Below are 14,105 nucleotides of genomic sequence, written 5' to 3'. Positions count from 1 at the left end.
TTAGTGGCATCTCGCCACGAGCGCCCGATGGCTACCGCTTCGCCCCCACTCCCCGCCGCCGCTCCGCACAACATTCGCGGCGCGTGCCCCCATGACTGCCCCGACACCTGTGCCACGGTGGTCACCGTTGTCGATGGCAAGGCGACGGCCATTCGCGGGGATGCCGAGCACCCCGTAACGGCCGGGTTCCTGTGCGCGAAGGTAAACCGCTACCTGGAAAGGACTTACCACGCGGATCGGCTCACGACGCCACTCAAGCGGACAGGCCCCAAGGGATCCGGGTCCTTCCAAAGGGTCACCTGGGACGAAGCGCTGGACGACATCGCCGCAAGGCTGCGAGGCATTGTCGATTCTGCCGGGGCGGAAGCGATTCTTCCCTACTCGTACGCCGGCACCATGGGGATGATACAGGGCGAATCGGTCGACCGACGCTTCTTTCACGCGCTCGGTGCCTCGCGACTGCTGCGCACGATCTGCTCGACCGCCGGCAGCGAGGGACTGACCATGACCAACGGGAGCCGCGTCGGCGCCGATAGCGAGGCGATGGCACAGTCCGACCTGGTGCTCCTGTGGGGGACCAACACCCTCACGGCCAACCCGCACCTCTGGCCGTTTGTCCTTCAGGCCCGGGCGAACGGAGCGCCGGTCATTTGCATCGACCCGATACGGACCCGGACGGCCGAGCAGTGCGACGAGTGGCTCGCAATTCGTCCGGGCACCGACGCCGCACTCGCGCTGGCGATGATGCACGTGATGTTTGCGGAAGGGCTGGAGGACCGCGACTACATCGAACGCCACACGCTCGGCGGCGATGCCCTGCGTGACCGCGTTTCCGCCTGGAGCCCGGAGCGAGCGGCACCCATCACCGGACTCCCGGCGGCGCGCATCCGTGCGCTTGGTCGGCAGTATGGCCGCGCCCGCGCTGCGTTCGTGCGAATCAACTACGGGTTGCAACGCCATGCCGGTGGCGGGATGGCCGTGCGCACGATTGCCTGCCTCCCTTCGGTCGCCGGCCACTGGCGACGGCCGGGCGGCGGCGTGCAGCTGAGCACCAGCGGAAACTTCAAGTTCAATCGCGAGGCTCTTGGTCGGCCCGATCTGGGCTCAGCCGCCCGCGCCATCAACATGGTGCGATTGGGGGAGGCCTTGAACGCACCGGATGCTGGCGTTGGTGGCCCACCCGTGCAGGCCCTGGTGGTCTACAATTCCAATCCCGCCGACATCGCCCCCGATCGGAACGCGGTACTTCGCGGCCTGGCTCGCGAGGACTTGTTCACGGTCGTGCTCGAGCACTTCCAAACGAACACCGCAGACTGGGCCGACTACGTCTTGCCCGCCACCACGCAGCTCGAGCACTGGGACATTCACCTCGCGTACGGGCACAACTACGTCACGCTGAACCGCCCGGCCATCGCACCGCTGGGCGAGGCACGGCCCAACTCCGAGATTTTCCGCCAGCTCGGGCGTCGCATGGGGCTGCCGAGTGAGCTGTTCGCCGACGACGATCCGTCACTCATTCAGCTGACCCTGGCGTCGCCTCACGCCAGCCTCGACGGGGTCACCTGGGAACGGCTGCTCGCGCACGGCTGGGTCCGGCTGAACCTGCCCTCCCCCTACTTGCCGTTTGCCACCGGCGGGTTCGGGACGCCCTCGGGCAAGTGCGAGTTCTACTCCGAACAGATGGCGGCGCTCGGCCTGGACCCGCTCCCGACGTTCACCCCCCCAAGGGAACTGCCGGAGGAGGACCCGGAGCGCGCCGCCCGGTTCCCCCTGATGTTGATCTCGTCGCCGCGCCACTATTTCCTGAACTCGACCTTCGTGAACATTGCGTCCCTGCGCAAGCAGGCGGAGCCGGAATGCGTCATGCACCCCCTCGACGCCGAACGCCGCGGTCTGGTGCACGGGACCCGGGTGGTCATCCACAACGACCGGGGGCACTTCGTCACCGTGCTACGCGTTGAGGATTCGGTGCGTGAGGGCGTGGTGTGGGCGCCCTCGATCTGGTGGGGCAAGTATTCGCCCGACGGCAACAATGCCAACGCGGTCACCGGGCAGGGAGAAACCGACCTCGGGCGTGGACCCGTCTTCTACGATACCCTCGTCGACGTCAGCGCGGCGGACTGACCGCGGCAACGACCGGGACTGACGCACGAAGGACGATCGGGCGAGACCCTTCGCTCGTAGGGCAGGAGCACGATGCACGATCCACCGCGCCTCTTTCGGCGCCATCTGCGGACCACTGGTGAGGGTTTCTTGACTGAACTTCCACGTACGTTAGGCGCACTCCGGCAGCACCCGCTGGGCGCGCGCGATCGCGTGCTGCGCTCCGTGAAGGACGAGATGCGCACCAACCTGCTCGCCCGCCTGCGTGCCGGTGGCCCGATCTTCGCTGGCGTGTTTGGCTACGAAGACACGGTGATGCCGCAGGTGGTGAATGCCATCCTGGCGCGGCACAACTTCATCCTGCTCGGCCTCCGCGGGCAGGCCAAGTCGCGCCTGCTCCGCGCCCTGACCACATTGCTGGACGAGCAGCTCCCGGTCGTCGCCGGGAGCGAGGTGAACGACAATCCCTACGCTCCGATCTCCAAGTACGCCCGGCAGGTGCTGGACGCCCAGGGCGACGCCACGCCGATCGCCTGGGTGACGCGCGACCAGCGCTTCGTCGAGAAACTCGCCACGCCGGATGTGACCATCGCCGACGTGATCGGCGACGTCGACCCGATCAAGGCGGCGCGCGGGGGACATCTCCTGTCCGACGAACTGACCATCCACTACGGAATGCTGCCGCGGGCGAACCGCGGAATCTTCGCCCTCAACGAGCTGCCGGACCTCGCGGGGAAGGTGCAGGTCGGCCTGTTCAACATCATGCAGGAAGGTGATGTGCAGGTGAAGGGCTACCCGGTCCGGCTCCCCTTGGACGTCCTGCTCTGCTTCACGGCCAATCCCGAGGACTACACGGCGCGTGGAAAGATCATCACGCCGCTCAAGGACCGCATCGGCAGCGAGGTCATCACGCATTACCCCGAGACGGTGGCACTGGGGATGCAGATCACGGCACAGGAAGCCTGGACCACGCGCGACGGCCCCCCGACCCGCATACCAGAGTTTGTTGCCGAGGTGATCGAACGCGTGGCGTTTGAGGCCCGACACGACAAGCGCATCGACCGGCGTTCGGGCGTCTCCCAGCGCTTGCCCATCTCGCTAATGGAAAGCGTGGTCTCCAATGCCGAGCGGCGCGCCGTGCAACTCGGCGACCCGGAGGTCGTCCCCCGACTCTCCGATCTCTACGCTGCGCTGCCGGCCATTACAGGCAAGCTCGAGTTGGAGTACGAGGGGGAGTTGGTCGGCGCGGCCGTGATCGCCCGCGAGCTGATCCGGCGCGCCTGCGATGCCACCCTGAGGGACCGCGTGGGGCCATTCGATGCCGACGCCGTCGTGCTCTGGTTCGAACAGGGCGCCGCCCTCGAGGTCTCGGACGACGTGTCGAGCACCACCCTCCGCCAGGCCTTTGCCACGGTGCCCGGGCTCCTCAGTCTCGTGGAGTTCGTCGGCCTGGCTCGGGCGGACGATCACGCAGCCGAGGTGGCCGCCTGTGAGCTGCTCCTGGAGTCGCTGGTGGCCCGGCGCAAACTCTCACGGAGCGAACGTGGGCTGTACGCGCGGGCCCCGCATGAGTCTCGCCGTCGGCCTGGGCACGACATGGAGTCATGACCCGCCCGGAACCGCCGCTGGCCGTTCCGCCACGTACGCTCGCCATCCGACCGGCGTCCGTGCATGACCTGGCGGTCATCGTCGGGCTACGCGCCGCGCTCCGTCGGGAAGAACAGGCGCTCGCCGGCGCTGGCCTGATTCCGGCGGACAGTGGGGGCGCCCTCCATGACTTCACGCGCCGCCAACTCGCGGATGCATCGCAAGGGTGGTTTGTCGCCACCAGCGAGGACGACGTGTGCGGCATGCTGCGCTGCGCGATCACGCGGCGTGAGGGAGTGGGCGCCTACGGCGTGCTCACCACAGCCTACGTGTCTCCTGCCTGTCGACGGCGCGGGGCCCTGCGGGCGTTGGTGCGCGCCGCCACCGCGTGGGCCCACGACAGAGGGATCAGCGACCTGCGCGTGCGGACCAACACCGGGAACGTCCCGTCGAATGCGGCGTGGGAAGCATTGGGCTTCGTCCCCGCCCAGGTCATCCGGCGGCGCGTGCAGCCATGAGCGCGCGCATCGTCACCATCTCACGCCTCTTCGGGTCGGGCGGATCGGACGTGGCACGCCAGGTGTCCGCGCAGCTGGGCTGGACCCTGCTCGACAATGCGTTCATCGAGCGGATCGCCGCCGGGCTGCATGCCACCCCAGCCGAGGTGGAAGCGATCGACGAGAAGGGCCCCACCCTGGCCGAGCGACTCGCCGACGTCCTGGCGTACGGGACCGCGGAAGTGCTGAGCACCCCAATTGGCACCCCGTTCCGGCCGGGCGAAGGGCGACTCGTCGAGGTGACGCGCCAGGTGATCGACGACGCGGTGTCGCGGGGCCCGATCGTGGTCGTGGGGCGCGGCGCCCAGATCCGCCTCGAAGGGCGCACGGATGCGCTGCACGTCCTCTGCTCGGCGCCGCATGACGCCTTGGTTGCCCGCGTCGCAGCTCGAGAATCGTTAGGCGCCGCCGAGGCCGCGCGGCGGGTGGACGAGGAGAACCGGCGTCGGGCGCAGTTCGTGCGCCGTCACTGGGACCGCGACTGGCTGGACGCCTCGCACTATCATCTCTGCGTCGACACCTCGTGGGTTGGCATCGACCGCGCCGCCGCGCTGGTGGTCGAGTGGGCCAGGCGCGCCGGGGCCTGACGACCCCGGCGCGCGCCACGCGGTCAGCTGATGATCAGGCCGCGCGCCCGCAGCGCCTGCTTGAACGCCTCCACGTCGGTGCGCATGACCCGATCGAACATCGCGCGGATGCGGGCGAGGTCGGCCTTGAGGACTTGCTGCACCTCCCGATGTGGCTGCGTTGGCGCGTAGTCTGACGCGGTCACGCTCTGGCCGAAGTACACGAGTTGTTCCCCCAGCTTGAACGGGTGCCGGATGAGGTCCTGTCCGCGACCGGTCGTCCGGGTCTGGAACAGCTGGTCCTCCACCTCGACGAGCTTTCGATCGAGGGAATCGACCTGCGATCGCACATCGGCCATCTTCGCATCGTCCGCGAGGGTCGCCTTCAACGTCGCGATCTGGCTGCGCACCACCTCGAGGGCGTTGACCATGGCGACCGCGCTGTCGAGGTCTACCGCGACCTGGCTGGCCAGGGCGACCTGCTGGCGAATCTCGTCCTCGGAGCCGCCGGACGCCGGGTCTTTTCGGATCACCAGCGTTTGGGTTTCCTCACGGCCGCCGGCATTCAGCTTCACGGTGTAGGTGCCGGGAGGGACCAGCCAGCTAAAGCGCCCGATGCCTGGGGCCGGGGCGCCGGCAGCGGCGTACCGCGTTTCCGGATGATAGGGATTCACCGCGCGCAACTTCGCCTGCCCGGTGGGCTCGTTGCGCAGGTCCCAATGGATGCGATTCACCCCGGCTTTTCCCATCGCCGCGAGTGTACGAACGACCTTCCCCTGGGCGTCCGAGACCGTCAACCGCACCGAGTCCTTCGCGTCGGCCTTCAACCAGTAGTGAAGCGAGGCCCCGTAGGTCGGGTTGGTGCCGATCACCGGATCATCGAAATCAAAGAAGGGTGTTTCGACGGGAAGGAACCGGTACGCTGCGCGAGGGGCGAAGAGGTGGGACTCCTTCGCCGCCACGTCGGCGCCAAGCGTGCGCAACGGCGTGATGTCGTCGAGGATCCAGAACCCCCGGCCATAGGTCGCAATCACGAGGTCATTGAAGTGCTCCTGCACCTCGATCCAGTAGACCGGTGCGTGCGGCAAGTTGTTCTGCAGCGGCTGCCAGTGCGCCCCGTCGTTGAACGAGACGTACATGCCGTTCTCGGTCCCGGCGTAGAGCAGGCCGCGGCGAACGGGATCCTCCCGCACCACGTGTACGTAGGACAGCGGGGATGTCGGGATCCCATTGACCACGAGGACCCAGGTGCGCCCGAAATCCGTGGTCTTGTAGATGAAGGGATCCCGGTTGTTGGACTGATGGGCATCGATCGAGAGGTACGCCGTGCCCTCGTCGTAGCGCGAGGCCTCGATGTTGGAGATCGTCCCCCAGAACGGCGCATTGGGCAGGTTGCCCGTGAGGTCGGTCCACGTGGCACCGCCGTCGCGCGTCAGGTGGAGTTTTCCGTCATTTGTCCCAGCCCAGATCAGCCCCCGTCGCAGCCGGGATTCAGTGATCGCGAAGACGACCCCGGAGTACTCGACGCCGATGTTGTCCGGGGTCAGGCCGCCCGAACGGACCATGCGGGTGCGGTCGTTGCGCGAGAGGTCCGGCGAGATCACCGACCAGCTCCGCCCGCCATCGGTCGTGGCGTGCACATGCTGGGAGCCCACGTACACGCGATTGTGGTCGTGCGGGGAGAGGTGCACCGGGAAGGTCCAGACAAAGCGGTACTTCACCTCATCCGCCGAGTGTCCGATGGTCCCCTGCGGCCACACTTCAACGGACGCCGACACCTTCGTCCGCATGTCATACCGCGAGACGATCCCACCCACGGAGCCGAAGCCGGAGGCGCTGCTCCAGACCAGGTTGGTATCGACCGGGTCCGGCTGAGCCCACCCGGACTCCCCACCGCCCACCGACGACCAGAGTCCCCTCGGGATCCCGGCGTCCCCGAAGAACCCGGCCATCTTGCTGTTGGACGGCCCCATGGTGGACGGCCCGTCCTGCCGGTTGCCGTAGAGATTGTACGGAACCCGATTGTCCACCGCGACGTGGTACATCTGCGCAATAGGGAGTTGGATACGCCGCCAGCTCTGCCCGCGATTCTCGGTGATGGAAATGCCACCATCGTGGCTCACGATCTGGCGGTGGCCGTTGGTCTCGTCAATCCAGATATCGTGGTGATCCCCCCCGGGCGTGGCCGCAATCGGGGGATCCGTGATCGTCCGGCCACCGTCCACGGTCTTCGCCCAGTTGGCCGTCAGGAAATACGCTTCGTCCGCGTTGTCGGGCATCGCCGCCATGCGGTTGTAGTAGTGTGTCCGGCCGGCCACCTGCTGGTCGTAGCTCACCACCTGCCAATTCGTGCCGCCATCGTCCGAGCGCCAGAGACGGCCGCGCGTGGTTTCCGTGACGTTGACGGCGGGAAGGCCGTCGCCCGCCTCGATCAGCGCGTAGACCCGACCGGAGTTCGCCCGCGACATCGCCAACCCGATCTTCCCCACCTGCGTGGTGGGAAGGCCGTTGCCCGTGAGCCGCTTCCAGCTCGTCCCGCCATCGCGCGACATCCAGATGCCACTGCCGGCGCCACCGGACAGTCGCCCCCAGGTGTGCATCTCGAGCTGCCACATCCCGGCAAACAGGATCCGTGGGTTGTTCGGATCCATCACGAGGTCCGACGCCCCGGTACTATCGTTCACGAACAGGACTTTGTCCCAGCTCTTGCCCCCGTCCTGGGTGCGGAAGATCCCGCGGTCCGGCTGCGGCCCGTATGCATGACCTAATGCCGCCATGTATACGATGTCCGGGTTGGTCGGGTGGATCACGATACGCGAGATCCGGCCGGTCTGCTCCAGGCCCATCTTCGTCCAGCTCTTGCCGGCATCGGTCGATCGGAACGCGCCCCACCCCACCGAGATGTTCGAGCGAATGAACGGTTCTCCCGTCCCCACCCACACCACGTTGGGGTCGGACGGCGCCGTCGCGACCGCGCCGATCGAAGAAACGGACTGATCGTCGAAGATCGGTCGCCAGGTATTGCCGCCATCGCTCGTCTTCCACAAACCGCCGGAGGCCGCCCCGGCGTAATACGTCGTCCGGTCGCCGACGACGCCAGCCACGGAGGTGACGCGGTTCCCCTCCGGGCCTACGTGCCGCCAGCGGAGGCCGGCGTACCAGGCCGTGTCGATACCGGTGGACGCAGGAGCGACCGGTGGTGCGGGGCGACGTTGCGCGGGGACGGGAAGCGGCAGCATGGCCGCGAGGAGCAGGGCGTAGGGCAGCAGGCGCATGGCAGGGAGAGGAGGTCTTCGGGAACCTCGCGCGGCGACCCGGCCCGCGCCAGCCACCACCCCGGCGCTACAGGTCGCGGAGCTGCGGGTAGCGGCCGAAGGCCCAGCGACCGTACACGACCATCAACAGGGCACTCGTGGCCAGGGTCCACCCAATGCCGAGCCACCGGGCGACACTGCCGGCGGCGAAGGCGCCCAGCACTTGCGGCAGGCCGACAACGATCAGCGAATACACGCTCATCAACCGCCCGCGAAATTCGTCCGGCGCGATGGCCTGCATCACGGAATTCCCGAGCGCCGAGTTCACGATGAGCACAAAGCCCGTGCCAAGCAGCAAGACGTAGGTCAGCGCCGGCCATCGTGAGAGGGAGATCAGAAAGATCAGGGCGGCGAGCGTGTATTGAGACCGCTTCAGCAGGCGCCCGCGCCGAAGGCGGGGGCTCGACGCCGCCAAGGCGAGCGCGCCGCACAACCCGCCAAGGCCGACCGCGGACAGCAGGAGCCCGTAGCCGCCGGGGCCGAGGCGTAGCTGGTCCCGCGCCAGGACCGGCATCAGGGCGAGCGTGGGCGTGCACAACACCGCGAAGACGGCAATCGTCTCGACCAGTCCGCGAAGCCGAAGGTCGCCGTGGACGTAGCGTACGCCCTCGCGCATCCCCTCCCACGGTGATGTCGCCGGCACCATCACCACACGCGGCGGCAGCTCAATGAGCCAGAGCCCCAGCAAGACGGTGAGGTAGCTCGCCGCGTTGACGAAGAAGCACCAGGCAATCCCCCACCGCGCGATGATCGCCGCCCCAATCGGCGGACCGATAATGCGCGCGAGGTTGAAGCCGGAGGAGTTCAATGCGATCGCATCGCGCAGGTCATCCCGGCCCACCAGGTCGATCATCAACGACTGGCGCGCGGGGATCTCCACGCTCACGACCAAGCCACCAAAGAGGACCAGCCCGATAAGCGCCGGGATCGCGAGTGCCCCCCGCCACGTGAACCACCAGAGGAGGAGGGCTTCGACCAGCAGGAGCACCTGCGCCAGGCGCACGAGCCGCAGCTTGTCCGTGCGGTCCACGAGCACGCCGGCCACCAACGAAAACAGGAGGATGGGCAGCGCCGAACACGCGACCACCACACCGACCAGGAACGGACTGTCCGAGAGCTCCAGCGCGAGCCAACCCACCGCCATCGACTGCATCCACGTCCCGACCAGGGAGAGCGTCTGGCCAAACCAGAAACGCCGGAAGTTCACGTGGGTCAACAGGACCCGGAACGGATTGGCTGGACGACGCGGGGCACTCACCCCGGTAAGTTAGGCACCCCACCCCGCGCCCCGCACGGCTCCTACAACGCGTATCGAATGAGCCGACCCAACCGGCGCCGCAGGTTGTCGACCTCCGGATAGAAGCGGCGCAACTGGTCGGCGCGTGTGACCCAGGTGGAACGCGCCAGCATGTAGTAGAAGTCGGGGAGCGACACGACCGTGCCGACCCCGCTCACCAGCAAGGTCGCCTCGCCGTCCAGCCACATGCCGCGCGGATCCTGGTTCTGCGACCCCAGGCTCAGGTACATCACATCCCCTCCCGACGGCGGTACCCCCGCGCGGTACTTCTCGATCATGGCGAGCCCCACCCCCATGTACGCGCGCGCCGCGACCTCCGCCCCGGCCGTGTCGCGCACGGCGGAGGCCTGGCGAATCCGTGTCGCAAACACCCGGAGGAAGATGTCCCGCCATTCCGGCAAGGCGACCAAACGCTCTACCGCGCCGCGCGTCGCGAAGAATTGCGTCTTCTGGTGCAGTTGCGGGAGGCGGAGGAACGCATCCTCGGCGATCGCGAGCGGCGCATAGGTTGGCAGGTCCAGCATCATGGGAAGCGAGTCGGTGGCTGCGACCAGTGACGACGGGAAGGGAAACGCCTGTCGAGCCACGGCCGACCGCCGCAACCCCGAGCTGATCTCGGCGATCTGCGCCCGGACGTCGTTGACATCCTCCTTCGCTGTGAAGATGCCCACGTGGAGCGCACCGCCGGCCGCCTGCATGACGGGGCCCATCTCATCGGCCAGGACCAGGAGGTGCGCCAACAGATCATGGGTCGTTGACACCTGCGGCAAGCCAGCGCTTGGTGCGTTCAGGATCGACGGCGCAATGACGTACACGGTGGCCCCGCGCATGGCGGCGCCAACGAGCATCCCCGCCCACTCGCTGCTCAGCCACAGCGGATCCGGCACGACCATCATGCTCCCCCGCGGCATCAGGCTATAGAGCATGGCGCGCGCCACCGTCGAGGACTTGCGACCGAACCCGGGCACGTTGTGCAGCTGCATGACCGTCGCCACATTGCGGGGGTCGCCGCCTAACGAGGTCCAGGCGACGACGCCCTGCGACTCCCGCAACACCGCCGGAAGATCCGCGGCACGCACCCCGTGCGCCGCCAAGAGCTCACGGGCCGCACGCTTCGCCGTGATCGCAGCCGGCCCACGAAGCAACAGCGCGCGGTCATCCCAGGTGGCGCTGGCATACTGCTCGCCGATCCCCGCCCCCGCCACGACCAGCTCTCCGCGATTGGGGTCGTCCTCGCGGAGGTCGTAGAACGCCAGCTTGCGGTGGTCCCGGACGATGTTGTCCGGCACCAACGGCACCCCGGGAACGATGTGCTTGCTGCGAAACGAGAAGTCGCTGGGCAGGGTGACGCTCACCTGCACCCGGACGACGCGGCGCAGCCAGGCCGCCCCTCCCCGCTGCGTCGCCGCAGCCTGCAACCCCGCGGACGTTTCCACGGCGCGCCGCAGGGCCAGCAGCTGGTCACCCAGCTGTCGGCTCAACGACGTGTCGCGGGCCACGATCTGCTGGCTTGCCCCGAGCGGATCCTCCAGCAACGTCATCCACAGACGCCCGTCGCGGAGGTCGTAGAAGTGCTGGTCGAGGAAGATGAAGTACTGCGGCAGGCGTCCCGTCCGATCAAACGCCCGCACGGCATCGGTCAGCGCCGCGAGGTAGCCGTTCACGGTAAAGGCGAATCCCACCGCGTCGAATTCCCCGCCGTTGCGGCCCATGAAGTCATGGAGCCACAGGACGTGGTAGTCCCGCGCGGCCCGGATCGTGCGCAGGAACTCATGCTGCACGTCGGCACTCCGCAGGTACGTGATCCGGTTCTCCTGTGAGAACGTATGGCCTGTCGCCAGCTCAATAAGCGCATCGATCTCCGCCTGCGTATCGTGCTCCTCCGGGCGCAGGGCCAGTTGGGGCGCGAGCCACAGCGCCCGCGACCTGGCCCCGTCGCGAACCTGCCGACCATAGACGCGTTCGACGTGATCGCCAAACCGCCGGAAGACGGCTCGTGCCTGGTCCTGCTCCGTCGCGGGGACGCCCGACGAATCGGCAAGCCAACGCAGGAAGGCCGCCTCAGCCCGAACGCGCAACCCGGCCAGTCCATCGCCCGCCGTCTTGACCTGCCCGAACAGCGCGTTCACCGGGAGGATCACCTCGCGAAGCATTGCGCCACGCGCGGCCCGGGCGACCGTGCCAGCTCCACCATTCGGCAGCGCCCCGGCAAACGCGGTATCCAGCGCCGCGTGGTAGCGGGTCACGGCTTCCTCGTAGGAGACCCCGGCGGATCGCCCCGGCCGCGGCGACGTGATGGAGTCCCGCACCAGCCGGACTCGCGCGCGAAACCGATCCAACGACCGCCGCAACGGCCCGTTGGCCACGGTGGGATACACATCCGAGAATCGGTCGACATCCGTGCCGGCTTCCTCCATGGTGTGCAGCGCCCGCTCAACCGCTGGCGGCAGCGATCCAGGTACCACCATCGAGGCGAGCGCACCCGCCGGTAGCGCGACGCCGGTTTGTCGCGGCCGGGTATGTCCCGCCAAGGGGTGCAGGGGCACGAAAAAGCCGGCCGCCACGCGCTGCTGGCCATGCGGCGTCCAGTCGACCCGCAGCATCGAGCCATGCCCCACCACACCACCCCGGAGGATCGCCGTGTTCCAGCTCAGGATGGAGGAGGGACGCGCCGTCCCCTCCACGAACTGCAGGCCGGCGCTGAGCGAAAGGGCCCGACTGGTGAACAGCAGGCGCGCCCCGGGATGTACCTCGGGGTACACGGAAAGGGTGGGCTCAACGCTAACCCCCAAGACCCCACTCACCGCCCCGCGATACGCGCGGTACCCCCCGGCGTACACGCTCACCGTAGGTGACGCGCCGCTGGGCCCGCCCGACGCTCGAAACGCCCCCACATAGTGCTGCCACACCGGAGGCTGCCCGAGCGATCGTCCGAGGGCAGGCCACGCAGGACTGGTGCTGTCTATCGCCTGTGCGCCAACCGCCGCCGCGCATGTCAGACACGCGACGGCAACCCCGGACATGAACTGGACCCGCCCGCGCGCTTCGCGCATGAAACCCGACCCTCGTTCGCCGAGTTCAAGTTGGACCGGGACTCAGGTCCGATTGACAGGCGTTGGCGGACAGCCAGTGGTGAATCGACGGACGCCACGCCAGAAGGCCCGGCCCGCCTTGCCGCGTGGTAGTTTCCTTGTGCCGCCCACCCCGGTCCCGATGCGATTCCACACGTACGCGAAGTTCTCCCCGGAATCCGCGGACGCGGTGGACCTTGAGCGTCTGCTCGAGCAGCTCTCGGACTTCCTGCTGCAGTCCGGCTTTGCCGGCGGCCCGGCCTGGCATCCCTACTGGGGAGAAACGGGGGATGACGCCGACCGGTCGATGGATGCGCTCAAGGAGGCGATCCTCCAGGCGCTCATCGACTCGGGACAGTTCACGCCGGAGATGCTCAAGGCCCTGCGCGGCGACGACGACGATGTCGCCCAGGCCTCCCTGGCCGAGCTGCTCGACAAGATCGTCCAGCGCCTGATGGAGCAAGGCTACCTCAAGGCCGAGCAGCAGCCCCGCATGCCGGACTCCCACCAGGAGGTCACCGGCCCCGGCGGGCTGGCCCGCGCCGCCGCCCGCGACGTCCAGTTCTCCCTCACCGGCAAGGGGATCGACTTCCTCGGCTACAAGGCCCTGCGAGGCATCCTCGGATCGTTAGGTCGCAGTTCATTCGGCAGTCACGAGACGCCACACCTCGCGACCGGCGTCGAGGCCGACGCCGGCAGCAAGCCGTACGAGTTTGGCGACGTGCTGAATCTCGACGTCAGCGGCACCCTGGCCAACACCCTGGCTCGCACGGGCTCGTTGGACCTTCCGCTAGATGTCGACTACCCGGACCTGATGGTCAACCGGGCCGAGTATCGCTCCTCGTGCGCCACCGTGCTGATGCTCGACTGCTCGCACTCGATGATCCTTTACGGGGAGGACCGCTTCACCCCAGCCAAGAAGGTCGCCCTCGCCCTCACGCACCTGATTCGCACGCAGTACCCGGGCGACACCATTCGGGTGGTGCTGTTTCACGATGGCGCCGAGGAGATTCCGCTGGCCACGCTCGCCCATGCCCAGGTGGGACCGTACCACACCAACACGGCGGAGGGACTCAAGCTCGCCCGCCGCATTTTGCTGGCGCAGAAAAAGGACATGCGACAGATCGTCATGATCACCGATGGAAAGCCGAGCGCGCTGACCATGCCGAACGGCGAGACCTACAAGAATGCGATGGGGCTCGATGCCTGGGTCATTCGCGAAACGCTGCGCGAGGTGGCCGACTGCCGTCGCGCCGGGATCATGATCAACACCTTCATGCTCGCGCGGGACCGCGCCCTTGTCGAGTTCGTGAAGCACGTGTCGGCCATCAGCCGTGGCCGCGCCTACTTCACCAACACGATGACCCTCGGCCAGTACATCCTGATGGACTTTCTCAAGAAGAAGACCCGGCGCGTCTCGTAGGTCGGGGCTTGACATCGGCCACCGACCGGCCGATACTGTCCGTCACAATCGAACGTCCGTGGCGATTTACGGCAACTTGCGGCCACGTTAAACCAAACGCTAAACAGCCCACTCGTCCCCGAGGCTATGCCGTTCGGGGAATTTTTGTATCCGGGTCCTTCGGGACGGGTGGACGGAGGATCCTGTC

The 14,105-nt window shown here is 67.6% G+C and carries 8 protein-coding genes and 1 riboswitch; of the genes, 5 read left to right on the top strand and 3 right to left on the bottom strand.

Features of this window, described 5'->3' with window-relative positions; translation table 11 throughout:
- Nucleotides 1-27: 27 nt before the first annotated feature.
- From IPK85_12140 to IPK85_12125, 4 genes are all read left to right on the top strand, one after another.
- Complete coding sequence (locus IPK85_12140; GenBank protein ID MBK8248137.1) at nucleotides 28-2,124, top strand: molybdopterin-dependent oxidoreductase; 2,097 nt, start codon at nucleotides 28-30, stop codon at nucleotides 2,122-2,124.
- Nucleotides 2,125-2,196: 72 nt separating this feature from the next.
- On the top strand, nucleotides 2,197-3,711 hold the full coding sequence (locus IPK85_12135) for a magnesium chelatase (protein ID MBK8248136.1): 1,515 nt from the start codon (nucleotides 2,197-2,199) through the stop codon (nucleotides 3,709-3,711).
- The gene (locus tag IPK85_12130; protein ID MBK8248135.1) at nucleotides 3,708-4,208 is read left to right on the top strand and encodes a GNAT family N-acetyltransferase; all 501 of its coding nucleotides are present in this window, start codon (nucleotides 3,708-3,710) and stop codon (nucleotides 4,206-4,208) included. The genes IPK85_12135 and IPK85_12130 overlap by 4 nt, the downstream gene beginning before the upstream one ends.
- A complete protein-coding gene (locus IPK85_12125; protein MBK8248134.1) occupies nucleotides 4,205-4,834 on the top strand; it encodes a cytidylate kinase-like family protein in 630 nt (209 codons plus the stop codon). Before IPK85_12130 ends, IPK85_12125 begins: the two co-directional genes overlap by 4 nt.
- A 23-nt stretch (nucleotides 4,835-4,857) precedes the next feature.
- On the opposite strand, the gene IPK85_12120 is transcribed toward IPK85_12125, so the two are convergent.
- The 3 genes from IPK85_12120 to IPK85_12110 form a co-directional block, all read right to left on the bottom strand.
- On the bottom strand, nucleotides 4,858-8,088 hold the full coding sequence (locus IPK85_12120) for a sialidase (GenBank protein MBK8248133.1): 3,231 nt from the start codon (nucleotides 8,086-8,088) through the stop codon (nucleotides 4,858-4,860).
- 67 nt (nucleotides 8,089-8,155) lie between these two features.
- Nucleotides 8,156-9,385 carry an MFS transporter gene (locus IPK85_12115; GenBank protein ID MBK8248132.1) on the bottom strand — a complete coding sequence of 410 codons (1,230 nt, stop codon included), beginning with the start codon at nucleotides 9,383-9,385 and terminating at the stop codon, nucleotides 8,156-8,158.
- 41 nt (nucleotides 9,386-9,426) lie between these two features.
- The gene (locus tag IPK85_12110) at nucleotides 9,427-12,477 is read right to left on the bottom strand and encodes a hypothetical protein (protein MBK8248131.1); all 3,051 of its coding nucleotides are present in this window, start codon (nucleotides 12,475-12,477) and stop codon (nucleotides 9,427-9,429) included.
- Nucleotides 12,478-12,637: 160 nt separating this feature from the next.
- On the opposite strand from IPK85_12110, the gene IPK85_12105 reads away from it, so the two are divergent.
- Entirely contained in the window at nucleotides 12,638-13,918 is a 1,281-nt protein-coding gene (locus tag IPK85_12105; GenBank protein ID MBK8248130.1) for a VWA domain-containing protein, read from the top strand.
- Nucleotides 13,919-13,966: 48 nt separating this feature from the next.
- A riboswitch (SAM riboswitch) is annotated at nucleotides 13,967-14,042 on the top strand.
- Nucleotides 14,043-14,105: the final 63 nt, after the last annotated feature.

This window comes from Gemmatimonadota bacterium, from assembly GCA_016712265.1.
GTDB lineage: Bacteria > Gemmatimonadota > Gemmatimonadetes > Gemmatimonadales > Gemmatimonadaceae > RBC101.
The sequence above is the reverse complement of the archived record's forward strand: the minus strand, read 5'-3'. Positions and strand labels throughout refer to the sequence as shown.